The organism is Kocuria sp. SL71 (assembly GCF_026672465.1).
Classification (GTDB): Bacteria; Actinomycetota; Actinomycetes; order Actinomycetales; family Micrococcaceae; genus Kocuria; species Kocuria palustris.
Genome location: NZ_JAPPRE010000001.1, coordinates 2,610,879 through 2,626,609, shown reverse-complemented (window position 1 = coordinate 2,626,609; position 15,731 = coordinate 2,610,879). Strand labels below are relative to the sequence as shown.

Below are 15,731 nucleotides of genomic sequence, written 5' to 3'. Positions count from 1 at the left end.
GTCTCAGTCCCTGGAGCTCGTGGAGGCGGCGGCCTCGCGTCGGTGGGTGGGGGTGCAGCCGGCAGCGGCGTGCGCGGCCGAGGGATGGGTCGCCGGATCCACAGGCACGGCACCTGCCGCCCCGCCGGTCATCCCCGAGGCCGAGGAGTCGGACAGCGGCAGCAGCCGCGGATCGAACGGCTGCAGGCCCACGGTCTCGGTGGGAGGGCCGTAGCCGGCCATGCGCATCACGGCGTCGCGGTCCTCCGGGGAGGCTCCGGGCAGCGTGGTGCACACGAGCTCGACGATCCCCAGGTGCGGGAGGCCGTCGTCCTTCAGCGCCAGGCGCAGCAGCTCCAGCGAGGGCCGGTAGCGCTGCAGCAGCTCTGCGCCGTCGTCGGGAGCCACGAGCGCTGCGAACTCCAGGACCACGGGGAGGTGATCGGGCAGCTCCGAGTCGTCCATGCGGAACCCGTGCTCGGCGTAGAGCTCCTTGAACGACAGCAGCGACTCGCCGCGGCGGCGGGTGTCGCCGTCGGTCCAGTACGTGAGGTGGAGGCTGTGCCGGCGCGAGAGGTCGTACTCCTGGACCCAGTCGCCCTGGATCTCGGCCAGCGGCTTGGAGAGCATCCACTGCTCGAGGCGGTCCACGGGCGCCGGGTCGACCCCGACCTCCTGCAGCGCCGCGCGGATCTGCGGGATCCGCCCGAGCAGCTCCCGGTCCGGGTAGCCGAGCAGAAGTGCTGCCGACTGGCGCACTACTGCGGAGCGCTGGGGGTCGGCATCGCGCCACGGCGCCGTCTCGACGGTGCCCTTGCCGCCCATCCCGAAGATCCTGGCCAGCAGGCTCATCGCGGCTCCCCCTTCGACCCGGGGGACGAGCTCTCCGGGAACAGCCCGTACGGGGTCCCGTTGCCGTCCCAGTTCAGGAGGTTCACCCGGCCCGACATCTCGGAGGTACCCGCGGGCGAGTCAGCGGTCTGGCGCGCCTTGAGCGTGGCGAAGTTCTCGACCGCCACCGGCATGGGGCGCCCGGAGGCCTCGCCGAGACCGCCCATCTGGCCCATGCCCGGGCCGCCGTCGCCATCCAGGGAGCAGCCCATCTCCTCGAGGTTGTGGGCGTCCTCGGTGTGCGCGGTGGGGATGACGTAGCGCTCGGAGTACTTGGCGATCGCCATGAGGCGGTACATCTCGTACATCTGCGAGCCTGTCATGCCCACAGCCTGGGCGATCGACTCATCGGCCTGGTCGCCCAGGGTGATGTCGCGCATGTAGGAGCGCATGGCCGCTAGCTTGCGCAGCACGTTCGTGATGATCTCGGTGTCTCCGGCCGTGAACAGCTCGGCCAGGTACTCCACCGGGATGCGCAGCGAGTCGATCGCCCCGAACAGGACGTCGAGGTCCTGGCCGTCGTGGCCCTGGGTGGACAGAAGGTCCACGATCGGCGACAGCGGCGGGACGTACCAGACCATCGGCATGGTGCGGTACTCGGGGTGCAGGGGCAGAGCCACCCGCAGCTCCTTGGCCAGCTTGTAGACGGGCGACTTGCGCGCGGCCTCCATCCAGTCGTCGGGGATGCCGTCGGCGCGGGCCTGACGCTGGATCTCGGGGTCGTTCGGGTCGAGCATCAGGTCGAGCTGGGCCTCGTAGAGGTCCTTCTCATCCGGGGTCGCGGCGGCCTCGGTGACGCGATCGGCGTCGTAGAGGAAGATGCCGATGTAGCGCATGCGACCCACGCAGGTCTCGGCGCAGACCGTGGGGATGCCGACCTCCACGCGGGGGTAGCAGAACGTGCACTTCTCGGCCTTGCCCGTCTTGTGGTTGTAGTAGATCTTCTTGTAGGGGCAGCCGGTGATGCACTGGCGCCAGCCGCGGCACTGATCCTGATCGACCAGCACGATGCCGTCCTCGGCGCGCTTGTAGATCGCCCCCGACGGGCAGGCCGCCATGCAGGACGGGTTCAGGCAGTGCTCGCAGATCCGCGGCAGGTGGAACATGAAGGTCTTCTCGAAGTCCAGCTTGATGCGGTCCTCCGAGTCCCGGCGCAGCTTCTGCAGCACCGGGTCCTGGGACTCCGTGGCCTCGATGCCGCCCAGGGAGTCGTCCCAGTTCGCCGACCACTCGACCTTGGTGTCCTTGCCGGTGATCAGCGACTTGGGCTTGGCCACCGGGAAGTCGTCCGAGGCCGGAGCCGAGACGAGGTTCTCGTAGTCGTAGGTCCAGGGCTCGTAGTAGTCGTCCAGATGCGGCTGCACCGGCGAGGCGAAGATGCCGAAGAGCTTCTGCAGGCGGCTGCCCGACTTGAGCTGCAGGTTGCCGCGGCGGTTGAGCGTCCATCCGCCGCGCCACTTCTCCTGGTCCTCGTAGCGGCGCGGATAGCCCTGCCCGGGGCGGGTCTCCACGTTGTTGAACCAGACGTACTCCGTGCCGGCGCGGTTGGTCCACGCCTGCTTGCACGTCACGGAGCACGTGTGGCACCCCAGGCACTTGTCGAGGGTCATGACCATCGCGGTCTGAGCCATGATGCGCATCAGTACTGGACCTCCTGCGAGCGCTTGCGGACGACCGAGGTGACATCTCGGTTGTTGCCGGTGGGGCCGTGGTAGTTGAACGCCCAGGACTGCTGGGCGTAGCCACCCACCATGTGCGTGGGCTTGAGCATGATCCGGGTGACCGAGTTGTGGATGCCGCCGCGGCGGCCGGTGGCCTCGGACTTGGGGACGTCGATCGTGCGCTCCTGCGCGTGGTGGACGAAGACCGCTCCGGGGCGCATGCGGCTGGTGACGATCGCCCGCCCCACGAACACGCCATTGGTGTTCACGCACTCGACCCAGTCGTTGTCCCTGACCTCGATCAGCGCCGCGTCCTCGTCCGACATCCACACCGACGTGCCGCCTCGCGAGAGCGAGAGCATGAACAGGTTGTCCTGGTACTCGGAGTGGATGGACCACTTGTTGTGCGGGGTCAGGTAGCGCACGGCCACCGAGAGGTCCCCGCGCTCGCCGAGCCGCGGCTCGCCGAACAGCGCCGCGCTGTTCAGCGGCGGCCGGTAGGTCGGCAGGTTCTCGCCCATGTCCGACATCCAGTCGTGGTCCAGGAAGAAGTGCATGCGCCCGGTGAGGGTGTGGAACGGCTTGAGCCGCTCGATGTTCACCGTGAAGGGGGCGTAGCGCCGTCCGCCCGTCTCCGAGCCGGACCACTCCGGGGAGGTGATGACCGGCACCGGGGCTGCCTGGGTGTCCGCGAAGGTGATCTTCTTCTCCTCCGAGCCCAGCGCCAGGTCGTGCAGCTGCTTGCCCACGCGCTTCTCGAGGGTCTTGAAGCCCTGCACAGCCAGCTCGCCGTTGGTGGTCCCGGACAGCGCCAGGATGGCCTCGGCCATGCGGGCGTCGGTCTCGATCGCGGGTCGGCCCTCAGCCGCACCGGAGTCGAAGACGCCGTGCTTGCGCCCCAGCGCCTCGACCTCGTGGTTGACGTCGAAGGTGATGTTCTTGGTGGTCAGCCCGAGCTTGTCCGCCAGCGGGCCGAGCGCCACGAACTTGTCGCCGATCGCGGTGTAGTCGCGCTCCACGATCTTGAGGTTGGGGAAGTTCTTCCCCGGCACCGCCGGAAGGTCCGTGCCGCGCCACTCGGGAACGTGCCCGCCGGGCTGGTTGATCTGCCCCGGGGTGTCATGGGTGATCGCGGTGGCCACCAGGTCGTGCCGGGTGTCCAGACGGCCCTGGGACAGGCGCGCGACCTCGTCCGAGAGCAGCCGGAACAGCTCGTGATCCGTCTTGGCCTCCCACGGCGGGGTGATCGCCGGGTTGAAGGCGTGGACGTACGGGTGCATGTCCGTGGAGGAGAGGTCGAACTTCTCGTACCAGGTGGCGGCAGGGAAGACGACGTCCGAGAGCAGCGTGGACGACGTCATGCGGAAGTCCGCCGAGACCAGCAGGTCGAGCTTGCCCTCCGGCGCCTTCTCGTGCCAGGCGACGTCGCGGGGCTTGTGGTCCACGTGGTCCTGGCCCAGCACGTTGTTCTGTGTGCCCAGCAGGTGCTTGAGGAAGTACTCCTCGCCCTTGGCGGAGGAGCCCAGCAGGTTCGAGCGCCACAGCACGAGCGTGCGCGCCCAGTTCGCCTCCGCGTCCGGGTCCTCGACCGCGAACTGCAGCTTGCCTGCCTTGGCCTGATCGGCGACCCACTGGCCCTCCGATTCGGCCTCCCCGCGTTCGACGGCAGCCGCTGCGGCGTCGGCGACGTCGAGCGGGTTCTGCGTGAACTGCGGGTAGAACGGCATCCAGCCCAGGCGCGTGGACTGGGCCACGACGTCCGCGGTGTGCATGCCGTCGAGGTGGCCCTTGGCCAGCGGGGACTGCAGGTGCGCCGAGGAGTGGCCGTCCTGGCGGAACTGGTCGGTGTGCATGTACCAGAACGCGGTGCCGATCATGAACCGCGGCGGGCGCGACCAGTCGCTGGCGGAGGCCATGGTGGCCCACCCGGTGATGGGACGGGCCTTCTCCTGCCCGACGTAGTGCGCCCAGCCGCCGCCGTTGCGGCCCTGGCAGCCGCACAGCATGAGCACGGCCAGGATCGCGCGGTAGGTGACATCGCCGTGGTACCACTGGCACAGCCCGCCGCCCAGGATGATCATGGACCGCCCGCCGGAGCGCTCGGCGTTGGCGGCGAACTCGCGGGCCACGCGGATCGCGGCCTCGGCCGGGACGGAGGAGATGGCCTCCTGCCATGCCGGGGTGTAGGCGGTCTCGGCGTCGTCGTAGCCGGCGGACCACTGGCCCGGCAGGCCGTCGCGCCCGACCGCGTACTGGGCGAGCATCAGGTCGAAGACCGTGGTGACCGTCCGGCCCGCCACCGTGCGGACGGGCACGCCGCGGCGGACCACGGAGCCCTCGCCGGTGTCGTCGACGAAGGCCGGCAGCGCGATCTCCGCGGCCGCCCCGTCCCAGTCGCCCAGGTCCATGATCGACAGCGCCGGGTCGTGGCCCTCGAGGTCCAGGTTCCAGTCGCCCTCATCCTGGGCGTTGTAGCGGAAGCCCATGGAGCCCTTGGGGATGAAGGCCTCGCCCGTGGCGCGCTCGAGCATCACGGTCTTGAACGCGGGATCCGCCTGATCCGAGCCGACGTCCTCGGCGGTGACGAACTTGCCCGGGACGGTCTGCCCGTTCTCGTCGGTGACCAGGGTGACCAGGAACGGGAGGTCCGTGAACTGCTTGACGTAGTCCTCGAAGAACGGGGTCCGCTTGTGCGCGAAGTGCTCCGTGAGGATGACCTGGCCCATGCTCATGGCCAGCGCGGCGTCCGAGCCGGGCTGGGCGGGCAGCCACTCGTCGGCGAACTTGGTGCTGTCCGCGTAGTCCGGGGAGACCGAGACGACCTTGGTGCCGCGGTAGCGCACCTCCGCGACCCAGTGGGCGTCCGGGGTGCGGGTCACGGGGATGTTGGAGCCCCACATCATGAGGTAGGTGGCATCCCACCAGTCCCCGGACTCCGGGACATCCGTCTGGTCGCCGAAGACCTGCGGCGAGGCCACGGGCAGGTCCGCGTACCAGTCGTAGAAGCTGTTCATCACGCCGCCGATGAGGTTGATGAACCGGGCGCCGGCGGCGTGGGAGACCATGGACATGGCCGGGATCGGCGAGAAGCCCACGCAGCGGTCCGGGCCGTAGGCGCCGATCGTGTGCACGTGGGCCGCGGCCGTCATCTCGAGGGCCTCCTGCCAGGACGCGCGCACGAGCCCGCCCTTGCCGCGGGCCTGCTGGAACTCCCGGCGCTTGGCCGGGTCGTCCACGATCGAGGCCCAGGCCGCCACGGCGTCGCCGCCGTGGGCCTCACGGGCCTCGCGGTACATCTCGAGCAGCACGCCGCGCACATAGGGGTAGCGCACGCGGGTGGGCGAGTAGGTGTACCAGGAGAAGGCGGCGCCGCGGGGGCACCCGCGCGGCTCGTACTCGGGGCTGTCCGGGCCGACCGACGGGTAGTCCGTCTCCTGGGCCTCCCACGTGATGATCCCGTCCTTGACGTAGACCTTCCACGAGCACGACCCCGTGCAGTTCACGCCGTGGGTGGAGCGCACGACCTTGTCGTGGCTCCAGCGGTTCCGGTAGAAGGAGTCGCCCGCGCGGCCGCCCTCCCGGAACTCGGCGCGGCCGTCCGCGGTCTGCTCGCGACGGGTGAAGAAGCGGCCGGTCTTCAGCAGCGCCTGGCTGGCGGGGCCGTCGACGCCTGCGGCGTGGGCAGTATGCGCTCCGGAAGTCGTATTCGTGCTCATGGCTCGAGGCTATCGACGAGGCCGAGTCGCTGAGGAATGATTTCCGGCAGTTGCCGGAATTGCAGAAACGGATCCGGAAGACCGCTTGATCTCCGTCAAGGAAATCCGGATCCATATCTGGCACAGGCGTGATCACGCGGATCCAGAGCCCTCGAGGCAGCAAGGCCACCCTTATGGGAATTACACTACAGCGGCGTTCCTGAATTCGCTTCCGTCAGTTCTTCTCAAATACCCCCAGAGAAGGCAAGCGATTTCCGGAAGATGCCACGAACCGACCGGAGGTCGGCGGGGGAGTCAGCGAGCGCCCGCCTCCGCATCGGCCGACGCGTCCGGATCAGCCTCGGCCTCCTCCTGCTCCTCGAGCTCGCGCTCGCGCTGGCGCGCCGAGGGGTTCGACGCCACGGCGACGACGGCCGTGATCAGCAGGGCCAGGAAGGTCCCGTAGAACATCCACACCGACGGGTAGAACCAGAACAGCGCCATCCCCCAGCCCACGAGCGTGAGCACCAGCGCGAGCACCGACAGGACCAGAAGCCCCAGCCGGACGGTCGAGAACCGCTCGGCGCGCCCGCGCAGCCCGTAGAAGACGGCCAGGCCCATGAGGAAGAGGGTGAAGAACAGCTGCCCGGTGACCGTGATCGCGTCCTGGTGGTACTGATGCATCCCCAGCGCCTGGATCACTGCGGCGATCGCGAGCAGGGCGGGGGCGATGACGGCGGACTTCATGCTGGGAGATCTCCTGGGGGCCGGTGACGGACCCGGCCAGTCTAGGGGCGGGCCATCCGGGGCACCTGAACTCACCCCTCCTCGTCGAAGTAGATAGACAGACCAACTAGTCTGTGTGACTATCTAGCCATGAGCTCGACACCAGACACCTCAGCGGCACGGCGCAGCGAATGGCTGCGCGGCGTGCTGCAGCCGTGCGTCCTCCAGTGCCTGGCCGACGGCCCCGCCTACGGCTACGCGATCATCGCCCGCCTGGCCGAAGCCGGACTGGGCGAGATCAAGGGCGGCACCCTCTACCCCCTGCTCGCCCGCCTGGAGGCCCGCGAGCTCGTGACGATCGAATGGCGCACCGGCGAGGGCGGCCCCGGTCGCAAGTACTTCCGCCTCACCGAGACCGGCCGGGCCGAGCTGGTCGACGCCCGCAGCGCCTGGGGCGACTTCGCCGCAGCCATCGACGCCCACCTGAAGCTCGACAGCGCTCCGTCGCGTCCCTGAACTCCACCCTTCTTCAGGAGATCACCATGAGCACAGCACCCGAGTCCCTGGCCGATGACCACGACGTCTGGCAGCGCCCGTTCGTGCGGCTGCACCGCCGCTGGTGCGACGACTTCGTCCTCGAGCTGCGCCTTCGCGATGTCCCCGGCGCGCGGATCGGCGACCACCTGGCCGAGGTCGAGTCGCACTGCATCGAGACGGGCACCGACCCGGAGGAGGCCTTCGGCGACGCCCGGGAGTACGCGCAGGAGGTCGGCGACGCCGACGAGCCCGCGCGAGACACTGGGGTCCTGCGCGTCACCCTGATCTCCCTGGCGGCCCTCGTCGTCTTCCTCACGGGCAATGACGCGACCAACCGGTGGGCCCGCGGCGAGGCGCTGTCCTTCAACGTGGCTGAGCTGATCTGCCTGGGACTGCTCGCCGCCGGAGTGGCGGCACTGCCCGTCCTGCGCGGGCCGCTGCTGCGCAGGACGCGGCTCGGCCTCGCCTTCTTCGCCGGGCTCTTCCTGCTGGGCGCGCTGCGCGCCCTGGCCGGACTCCTGCCGCTGGAGCCCGTGGTCGATGGCATCCCGGCAGCCCCCGTCTCCGTGGGTGCCCTCCTCGTCCTGTGCGTGCTCTCGGCCCTGGAGATGCGCGAGCTCTCCGGCGACGACGACCGTGTCACCTCTCCCCTGCGCGCTCCGGACGGCGCGCGACCGCCGGCTCGTCGAGGCGTGGTGCTGATCGCCTGGATCTTCCCGATCGCCTTAGTCGCGCTGGGGGCACTGGCCTGGATCGTCGCCTGAGCGGCGGCTCCGAGGCGCTGCCGCTCGAGGATCGACAGGAACGGCTCCGTGCGGCTCAGCTCGGTCACGGAGCGCCCGCTGGCCGTCAGACTGTTCGTCCGGACCAGGGCCGTCGGCGCGATCGCCGAGGTCGTGCACTCGCCGATCGTCTCGGTGTAGAGCTGGACACCGCGGGGGTTCAGGAACGACGCCGGCGAGATGCCCTCGGACGCGACCAGCCCGCTGAGCGTGTACATGAGGAAGCCGCTGTAGAGCCCGTTGTCGATCTTCGCCGCGACCTGGCTCAGATCGGCGGGCGGGGCGCCGGCCGCGACGGCCAGCACCCGGAGATCGGGCGCATAGGAGGCAGCCAGCTCGCCGGCTGAGGCTGCGGCCCCGCCGCCCTGGGAGTAGCCCACGATCCCCACCGGAGTCTGCGCACTGGTCCCGCCAAGGCCGGCATCGCGCACGGCGCGGGCGGCATCGAGCACGGCGTGGCCCTGGTCCAGGCGGTCCATGTACGTGTGCGGGCCCTGCGTGCCCACCGCATAGGTGATCAACGGACGATCCCCTGGGCCCCGCCACGGCGAGCCCGACTCCAGGAAGGAGCCGGTCACCGGGACGATCGCGCCGTCCGAGTCGGTCGTGGTGTACATGATCCGGGACTGCGCCTCACCCAGCCGCACCGCCCGGGCTGCAGCCGGGGCCGGGGCGCGGTCTCCGGGACGGCCTCAGCAGCGGAATCGGAGGCGCTCGACGACGACCCGGGCGCCGCCGCCGCGGGGGCCAGGCCGCCGAGGCCCAGGGAGAGGGCGGCCAGGGCCGCGGTGACGCTGAGCAGGGACGCGCGGAGCTTCATGGGGACCTCGATGCTGGTGCGGATGCAGCTGGTGGCCGGAGCGCATCCCGCACCCATACCGCCCGCGACGTGCGACGATGATCAGCCCGTCACGTTCGAGACAGAAGTGCATCCATGGTGCCGCCACCTCGGCGCGGCGCGTCGGATGTGATATGTACCATAGGCTCTGCGCTGCCACAGCGCGCCCCCAGACCCCGCCCCAGGAGGACCCATGACCATCGTGATCGCCCGCGCCGGCACCGCCGAGGGCCAGGCCGCCCTGGACTCCGGGCTGGCCGAGGCCGCCCGTCGCTCGGAGGACGCCGTGATCTTCCACCTCGGTGGGGACGACTCCGACACCGAGGCCCAGCAGCTGCAAGGCGTCAAGGTCACCCATCAGCACCCGGAGGCCCGCGGCCGCGACGCCGTGGGCGACCTCCTCGATGCCGCCGAGGCGGCAGACGCCTCCCTGATCGTCGTGGGCATCCGCCACCGCAGCCCCATGGGCAAGCTGCTGCTGGGCAGCGCCGCGCAGCAGATCCTGCTCGAGGCCGCCTGCCCGGTGCTCGCCGTCAAGCCCGAACGCCGCTGAGGCCTTCCGCTCCAGAGCCCGGCACCTCGCCCACCGCGAGTCGCCGGGCTCTTCCGCGTCACGGGGCTGCCGGCCCCGTGAGGGGCCCGCTCTGCCGCCCTTCACCGCAGGAAGGCCTGCACAGCAGACTCCGCACGGCTGCGAGCGGCCGCGTCCGAGGGCTTTCAGAGCAGACGGACCTCCACGGGCTCACCGGCGGGCACCGACCCCTCGCCGGGCTCCAGGACGATCAGCGCGTCCGCAGCGGCCGCTGAAGCCAGCAGGTGCGAGCTGTATCCGCCCAGCCGGTGCGCCCTGTGCCCGTCCCACCGGGCGCGGATGATCCTCGTCCGCCCGGGCAGCCGCTCGAGGTCCTCGGCGCACTCGGCGGTGATCGCGCGCGGAGCTTCGGGTCCGGCCCCGGCCGCCGCGAGCGCTGGGCGCAGCAGCGCCTCCGCAGACACCCAGGTGGACACCGGGTTGCCGGGCAGGCACACGACCGCGGTGCCCTCGATCATGGCCAGGCCCTGCGGCCCGCCGGGCTGCATGGCCACGTGCAGGAACTCGCTGTCGGACTCGGCGCTGAGCACCCGGCGCACGACCTCGAAGGCGCCCTCGGAGATCCCGCCGGAGCTCACCCAGACGTCGGGGGCCTCGAAGTCCGAGGAGCTCAGCAGGGTGCGCAGCTGCTCGTCGTCGTCGATCACGTGCCGCACGGCCGTGACCCGGCACCCCAGCCGCACCAGCTGAGCGCACAGCAGGGCGGCATTGGCGTTGTGCACCTGGGCTGCCGAGGGCTGCTGCCCCGGCTCGACGACCTCGTCGCCGGTGGTCAGGATCCCGACGCGGAGCCTGGGCCGCACGCGCACCCGCTGCAGCCCCAGGGCCGCGATCGCGCCGATGGCCACGGGGCTCAGGATCATCCCGGGAGGCAGCACGGATCCGCCCCGGGCGACGTCCGAGCCTGCGGGGCGCACGAAGCGCCCGCTCGGCTGCCCGGACGGCACCCGCACCGTCGCGCCCTCGGCCAGGAACTGCGACGGTGCCGCCTCCTCGACCGGCACGACGGCATCCGCACCGGACGGGATCGGCGCTCCGGTCATGACGGGGGCGGCCGTGCCGGGAGCCAGCGGCGCAGGCTCGTGCCCGGCGGCTCCGGTGGCGGCCACGAGCAGCTCGACGAGCCCCGGGTCAGCGCCTCCGCGCTGGCCGCTCTCCTTCTGGGCGCTGTCGTCTTGGCCGCCGTCGCTGTGCGTGTCCGCTGCGCGCACGGCGTAGCCGTCCATCTGGGAGTCGTCGAATCTCGGCAGCGGGATCGGGGCCGTCAGCTCCTCGGCCAGCACCCGACCGGCGGCATCCTCCAGCGCGACCCCCTCCGTCGCCCGGTCTGACCACCGGCTGCGCTCGATGACGCCCTGGATCGCGGCGATGTGCTCGTCCACGCCGCGCGATCGGTGCCCGTGCCCGTGCCTGCCGCCGTGCCTTGCCATGTCGGCCACCCCTCCCGAGTCGGCTTGAGCCGTGTCAAGGCTTCTGGATCGTGTGCTGTCTATCGTGGCTGATCCTGCCTGCGGGCGGGACCGCTGCACCGCGGAAGGCGCCCGAGCAGGCAGGTGTGTGATGCCGCATAAAGCAAGTCCGTGCCACCGCTGCCCGGCGCCGCACCCGCGCCGATAGCCTGAGACGGACGACCATCACCGGCTGGAGCACAGCCGGAAAGGGAACGAGGTGACCCCCATGACCACCGCTCTCGGGATGCCGGGTCTGCGCACGCGGCTGGCGCCGTCGCCTGCGGATCCGGCACTGGGGCTCGTGGACTCCTTCGGGCGCCGGGCCGCCGATCTGCGCATCTCCCTGACCGACAAGTGCAACCTGCGCTGCACCTACTGCATGCCCGCCGAGGGGATGGACTGGCGTCCGTCGTCCGAGCTGCTCACCGCCGCCGAGATCCAGCGCCTGGTGCGCATCGGCGTGCAGCGCCTGGGGATCGTGGAGCTGCGGCTGACCGGGGGCGAGCCCCTGATCCGCCCGGATCTCGAGGAGATCATCGCAGGAGTGCGCCGCGAGCACCCCGAGCTGCCGATCTCCCTGACCACGAACGCGATCGGGCTGGACCGCCGCGCCGCCGGGCTCCGGGCAGCCGGGCTCACGCGGCTGAACGTCTCGCTGGACACCCTGGACCGGGCGACCTTCGCCCGTCTGGCCCGCCGCGACCGGCTCCCGCAGGTGCTGGCCGGCATCCGGGCCGCTCAGGAGGCCGGGCTGGAGCCCGTGAAGATCAACTCCGTGCTGCTGCGCGGGATCAACGACGACGGCGCCGCCGACCTGCTGGCCTGGACCCTCGAGCAGGGGCTGCAGCTGCGCTTCATCGAGCAGATGCCCCTGGACGAGGACCGCACCTGGACGCGCCGCGGCATGGTGACGGCCGCGGAGATCCGGCAGCTGCTGAGCCGGCGCTTCCGCTTGGATCCGCGCCCCGTCCCTCGCGCCGGCGCCCCGGCAGAGCTGTGGGACGTCCGCGCGCTGGATGCCGAGCTGGCGGACGAGCCGCTGGGCACCGTGGGGATCATCGCCTCCGTGACCGAGCCCTTCTGCGGCGACTGCCGGCGCACCCGCCTGACGGCCGAGGGCGAGATCCGCTCGTGCCTGTTCTCCCACGAGGAGTTCGGCCTGCGCGACCTGCTGCGCGGTCAGACCGAGCAGGGCGCGCTGCCGCAGGAGCGGGCGGACGAGCTGATCGCCGAGCGCTGGCGGGCAGCCATGTGGATCAAGCCCGCGGCGCACGGCATGGATCGCACCGGGTTGGGCGACGACGGCTTCGTGCAGCCCGTCCGCTCCATGTCCGCGATCGGCGGATGAGATCCTGGTCGTGACGCCCGCGTGTGCGCGGGCCGCGTACCGTGATGCCGGAGATCGCGAGGAAGGTGCGACATGTCGCTGACGATCAACTACTACGCCGCGGCGAAGGCCTCGGTGGGCCAGGACTCGCAGGAGCTGGACTTCGAGGCCCTGCCCCGAGACAGCGACGGCCGAGTCACCCGGGGTGCAGTGGAGAACGCGCTGATCGCGGCCCATCCCACGGCCCCTGCCGGCGAGCAGCCCCTGGCCGAGGTGCTCGAGCGCTGCTCGTTCCTGCTCGACGGCCAGGCCTGCCCTGAGCCCGAGACCGAGATCTCCGACGGCTCCGCCCTGGACGTCCTGCCGCCCTTCGCCGGGGGCTGAGGTGACCCTGCTGCCGAAGCTGCCGGTCCCGGTGCCCGCGCCGACGCCCACCCGCAGCTCCCGCGCGGCGCTGAGCGCGATCGTGGTCGCCGGTGGCCGGTCCTCTCGCCTGGGCGGATCGCCCAAGGCGCTGATGCGCCCGGATCGCGACGGCGCCCCTGCCCTCGTGCGCGGCGCCGTCGACGCCCTGATCGGACTCGGCCTTCCGGCGCATCGGATCGCCGTCGTGGGCCCGGAGGGCCTTCCCCTGCCGGACGGCGTGCTGCGCACCCGAGAGGACCCGCCGTTCTCCGGTCCGGCGGCCGCCCTGGCCGCTGGCGCACTCGCCCTGGGGCCGGCCGAGCCTCCGGGGCCTGCGCCTCCGCCGAGCCCTCCGAACCTGAAGGGGCGACGATCCCGCCGCGTCCGGCACTGCGGACCGCGCCGTCGACCCCGACGAGCAGTGGACCCTCACCCTGGCCTGCGACATGCCCCTGGTCGCCGACGCCGCTCGGGCCCTGATCGCCGCGATCGAGGCACGGGGCACGAGCCGAGCGCCCTCCCCGCCTCGGAGGCCACCGACTCGGGCCGCACCGGCACAGCGCCCCTCGAGGCCCCGCGCGGGATCGTGCTGAGCGATCGCGGCATCCTCCAGCCGCTGGCCGCCGTCTACCGCAGCGCGGTGCTGGGTCGGCAGCTGGTCGACCAGCCCGTCGTCGATCGCTCGGTGCGTCGAGTCCTCGGGCCGCTGTGGGACCGGCAAACAGCCGTCAGAGGACTGACCGATGACGTCGACACATGGGACGATGTGAAGAGATTCGGGCTCGTGCCCGTTCAGGACTGAGGAGACCATGAGCGATCAGCCGCAGACCCCCCGCACCCTTCGCAGCCCCGACTGGGCGCAGGCCCGCCAGGCGGCCTTCGACGCCGCTGCGGCGCTGCCGCCGCACTGGCTCCCTCTCGGGGAGACGGTGGGCGAGACCCTGGCCGAGGACCTGCGCGCCGAGCGTCCGGTGCCCCACTACACCTCCTCGGCCATGGACGGCTGGGCAGTGAACGGACCGGGCCCCTGGCGGATCAACCGCGGCGAGTACGAGCAGATCGACCAGCGCGTGGCCTGGGCCCGCACCGAGGAGCCGCAGCTCAAGCCTCCGCGATCGCTGGCCGTCGGCGAGGCCGCACCGATCGTCACGGGCGGACTGGTCCCGTTCAGCACGAGCGCGGTGCTGCGCTCGGAATGGGGCCTCGAGGACGGCGACTCGCTGCGCCTGAGCCCCGAGGCACCGGAGGGCGCCCCCGAGGAGGGACAGAACCTGCGCCGGGCAGGCCGCGAAGCCGAGACCGGAGAGCTGCTGATCCGCGCCGGGACGCGGCTGACCCCGGGGCACGTGGCCTTCGCGGCCACCACGGGCCTGGACATGCTCCCGCTGCTGCGGCGCCCGCGCGTGACGCTGCTGCTGACCGGCGACGAAGTCGACGAGGACGGCGTCCCGGAGCCGGGACGGGTCCGGGACGCCTTCGGCCCGCAGCTGCCGCAGTTCGTCCACCTCCTGGGCGGTCAGGTGGATGCCGTGCACCGCGTGGGCGATGACCGCGAGCAGATGCTCGAGCGGCTCACCGGCTCCGCGGTGGGCGCGGAGTCCGTGCTGGACTCCCGCGCGCAGCTGATCATCACCACGGGCGGCACGGGCCGCTCGACCGCGGATCATCTGCGCCCGTCGCTGGAGGACAGCGGCGCGCATCTGCTCATCGACGAGCTGGGCCTGCGCCCGGGCCACCCAGCGCTGCTTGCCCGCATGCCGGAGGACGGCCCGTTCGTCCTGGGCCTTCCCGGCAACCCGCTGGCGGCCATGACCACCCTGATGCTGCTGGGGGCGCCGCTGCTGGCCGGGCTCGGCGGCAACGTCATCCCGCCGCTGACCACGGTGCGCCTGACCCGCGAACTGCCGGCCTCCAAGACGGATCGACTGGCACCGGGACTGGCCTTCGTGGCCGGCGCCGCCGTCTCCGGGACCACGATCACCGACCTGAGCGAAGACGCTGACGCCCAGGGCACCGAGCTGCCCAGCGCGGTGGCGCTGTCACGCGCGGGCTCCGACCAGCTGCGCGGCTTCTCGCAGGCCAACGTGCTGCTGCTGATCCCCGCCGACGGCGTGCGGCCGGGCGAGCCCGTCCAGGCGCTGCCGCTTCCCTGGCTCTGAGGCGGCGGGAGCATCGGTCGGACCGTAAGGGTCCCGTCGGCCGACCGAGCAGGCTGGTCCGTCAGGCCGTGACGAAGTACGTGATCGCGCAGATCACGAAGACCGCAGAGGCCGCCAGCGCGCACCCCAGCTCGATCACGATGCCGAGGCCCATGGCCTTGAGCGCGACCCAGCTGGACTCCAGCGCGGCGTTCAGGTCCCGCTGCCGGTAGGTCTCCGAGAGCAGCAGGCCCACCGCGAAGCCGATGAACAGTCCCACCACGGGGATCACGAACAGGCCGATGACCGCACCGATCACCCCGTAGAGCACCGAGCTGTTGGGGATCTGCCGCTTCTTGAGCCGAGCGCCGGTCAGCGCCAGGGAGGCCGACATCCCCGCGATCGCCAGCGGGACGCCCAGGGCCAGGGCCACCCATCCCTCCGGCGAGCGCACGACGACAGCCCAGATCACCAGGCCGATCACGACCGTGATCGATCCGGGCAGGACCGGCACCACGATGCCGATGCAGCCGATAGCCAGCAGGAGGACGGCGACGACGGTCGCGATGATCTCGGGGAGCATGAGGCCCATTGTGCCTGCCCGAATGCCCGTCGGCCTCCGCTCCACAAGCCGGAAGATGCACCCTTGCTAGCATGCAAGAGCACTGGCGGATTCCCACCAGGGCATCCCTTATGCAAGGAAAGGCTC

Annotated in this window: 13 protein-coding genes and 1 pseudogene; 7 read left to right on the top strand and 7 right to left on the bottom strand. The window is 71.4% G+C overall.

Annotation, left to right across the window (positions count from 1 at the left end):
- Positions 1 to 3: 3 nt before the first annotated feature.
- The 4 genes from narJ to OVA15_RS11900 all read right to left on the bottom strand — a co-directional run bounded on the left by narJ (position 4) and on the right by OVA15_RS11900 (position 6,973).
- The gene (narJ, locus tag OVA15_RS11915) at positions 4 to 831 is read right to left on the bottom strand and encodes a nitrate reductase molybdenum cofactor assembly chaperone (protein WP_326493293.1); all 828 of its coding nucleotides are present in this window, start codon (positions 829 to 831) and stop codon (positions 4 to 6) included.
- Positions 828 to 2,510, bottom strand: coding sequence for a nitrate reductase subunit beta (gene narH / locus OVA15_RS11910; protein ID WP_268145184.1), 1,683 nt, complete (start codon positions 2,508 to 2,510; stop codon positions 828 to 830). The genes narJ and narH overlap by 4 nt, the downstream gene beginning before the upstream one ends.
- Positions 2,510 to 6,247 (bottom strand): nitrate reductase subunit alpha, encoded by a 3,738-nt coding sequence (locus tag OVA15_RS11905; RefSeq protein ID WP_268145182.1) that lies wholly within the window; start codon positions 6,245 to 6,247, stop codon positions 2,510 to 2,512. The genes narH and OVA15_RS11905 overlap by 1 nt, the downstream gene beginning before the upstream one ends.
- Before the next feature lie 294 nt (positions 6,248 to 6,541).
- Positions 6,542 to 6,973, bottom strand: a complete 432-nt coding sequence (locus tag OVA15_RS11900; RefSeq protein ID WP_268145181.1) for a hypothetical protein — start codon at positions 6,971 to 6,973, stop codon at positions 6,542 to 6,544.
- A 129-nt stretch (positions 6,974 to 7,102) separates the two neighbouring features.
- Here OVA15_RS11900 and OVA15_RS11895 point away from each other — a divergent pair, with 129 nt between their 5' ends.
- Complete coding sequence (locus tag OVA15_RS11895) at positions 7,103 to 7,468, top strand: PadR family transcriptional regulator (protein WP_024289269.1); 366 nt, start codon at positions 7,103 to 7,105, stop codon at positions 7,466 to 7,468.
- A 26-nt stretch (positions 7,469 to 7,494) separates the two neighbouring features.
- The gene (locus tag OVA15_RS11890) at positions 7,495 to 8,253 is read left to right on the top strand and encodes an HAAS signaling domain-containing protein (protein WP_268145177.1); all 759 of its coding nucleotides are present in this window, start codon (positions 7,495 to 7,497) and stop codon (positions 8,251 to 8,253) included.
- Positions 8,254 to 8,324: 71 nt separating this feature from the next.
- Here OVA15_RS11890 and OVA15_RS13490 read toward each other — a convergent pair.
- Positions 8,325 to 8,750 (bottom strand): annotated as a pseudogene (locus tag OVA15_RS13490) (lipase family protein); the annotation flags it as partial.
- A gap of 552 nt (positions 8,751 to 9,302) precedes the next feature.
- On the opposite strand from OVA15_RS13490, the gene OVA15_RS11885 reads away from it, so the two are divergent.
- Positions 9,303 to 9,662 (top strand): universal stress protein, encoded by a 360-nt coding sequence (locus OVA15_RS11885; RefSeq protein ID WP_006213687.1) that lies wholly within the window; start codon positions 9,303 to 9,305, stop codon positions 9,660 to 9,662.
- A gap of 164 nt (positions 9,663 to 9,826) precedes the next feature.
- Here OVA15_RS11885 and OVA15_RS11880 read toward each other — a convergent pair whose 3' ends face one another.
- A complete protein-coding gene (locus tag OVA15_RS11880) occupies positions 9,827 to 11,131 on the bottom strand; it encodes a molybdopterin molybdotransferase MoeA (RefSeq protein WP_144421588.1) in 1,305 nt (434 codons plus the stop codon).
- Between the two features lie 247 nt (positions 11,132 to 11,378).
- Between OVA15_RS11880 and moaA the strand changes: the two genes are divergently transcribed.
- The 4 genes from moaA to OVA15_RS11860 all read left to right on the top strand — a co-directional run bounded on the left by moaA (position 11,379) and on the right by OVA15_RS11860 (position 15,043).
- The gene (moaA, locus tag OVA15_RS11875; RefSeq protein WP_053446774.1) at positions 11,379 to 12,500 is read left to right on the top strand and encodes a GTP 3',8-cyclase MoaA; all 1,122 of its coding nucleotides are present in this window, start codon (positions 11,379 to 11,381) and stop codon (positions 12,498 to 12,500) included.
- 72 nt (positions 12,501 to 12,572) lie between these two features.
- Positions 12,573 to 12,863: a MoaD/ThiS family protein gene (locus tag OVA15_RS11870; RefSeq protein ID WP_029643430.1), complete on the top strand. Its 291-nt coding sequence runs from the start codon at positions 12,573 to 12,575 to the stop codon at positions 12,861 to 12,863.
- A gap of 1 nt (position 12,864) precedes the next feature.
- Complete coding sequence (locus tag OVA15_RS11865; RefSeq protein ID WP_268145173.1) at positions 12,865 to 13,686, top strand: NTP transferase domain-containing protein; 822 nt, start codon at positions 12,865 to 12,867, stop codon at positions 13,684 to 13,686.
- Positions 13,687 to 13,693: 7 nt separating this feature from the next.
- Positions 13,694 to 15,043 carry a molybdopterin molybdotransferase MoeA gene (locus OVA15_RS11860; RefSeq protein ID WP_053446772.1) on the top strand — a complete coding sequence of 450 codons (1,350 nt, stop codon included), beginning with the start codon at positions 13,694 to 13,696 and terminating at the stop codon, positions 15,041 to 15,043.
- A 61-nt stretch (positions 15,044 to 15,104) separates the two neighbouring features.
- Here the strand turns inward: OVA15_RS11860 and OVA15_RS11855 are convergent, their stop codons facing one another.
- The gene (locus OVA15_RS11855) at positions 15,105 to 15,605 is read right to left on the bottom strand and encodes a DUF456 domain-containing protein (protein ID WP_024289278.1); all 501 of its coding nucleotides are present in this window, start codon (positions 15,603 to 15,605) and stop codon (positions 15,105 to 15,107) included.
- Between the last annotated feature and the right edge of the window lie 126 nt (positions 15,606 to 15,731).

Coding starts and splice junctions, on each gene's coding strand:
- narJ (WP_326493293.1), bottom strand. CDS start 831: ATGAGCCTGCTGGCCAGGATCTTCGGGATGGGCGGCAAGGGCACCGTC.
- narH (WP_268145184.1), bottom strand. CDS start 2,510: ATGCGCATCATGGCTCAGACCGCGATGGTCATGACCCTCGACAAGTGC.
- OVA15_RS11905 (WP_268145182.1), bottom strand. CDS start 6,247: ATGAGCACGAATACGACTTCCGGAGCGCATACTGCCCACGCCGCAGGC.
- OVA15_RS11900 (WP_268145181.1), bottom strand. CDS start 6,973: ATGAAGTCCGCCGTCATCGCCCCCGCCCTGCTCGCGATCGCCGCAGTG.
- OVA15_RS11895 (WP_024289269.1), top strand. CDS start 7,103: ATGAGCTCGACACCAGACACCTCAGCGGCACGGCGCAGCGAATGGCTG.
- OVA15_RS11890 (WP_268145177.1), top strand. CDS start 7,495: ATGAGCACAGCACCCGAGTCCCTGGCCGATGACCACGACGTCTGGCAG.
- OVA15_RS11885 (WP_006213687.1), top strand. CDS start 9,303: ATGACCATCGTGATCGCCCGCGCCGGCACCGCCGAGGGCCAGGCCGCC.
- OVA15_RS11880 (WP_144421588.1), bottom strand. CDS start 11,131: ATGGCAAGGCACGGCGGCAGGCACGGGCACGGGCACCGATCGCGCGGC.
- moaA (WP_053446774.1), top strand. CDS start 11,379: ATGACCACCGCTCTCGGGATGCCGGGTCTGCGCACGCGGCTGGCGCCG.
- OVA15_RS11870 (WP_029643430.1), top strand. CDS start 12,573: ATGTCGCTGACGATCAACTACTACGCCGCGGCGAAGGCCTCGGTGGGC.
- OVA15_RS11860 (WP_053446772.1), top strand. CDS start 13,694: ATGAGCGATCAGCCGCAGACCCCCCGCACCCTTCGCAGCCCCGACTGG.
- OVA15_RS11855 (WP_024289278.1), bottom strand. CDS start 15,605: ATGCTCCCCGAGATCATCGCGACCGTCGTCGCCGTCCTCCTGCTGGCT.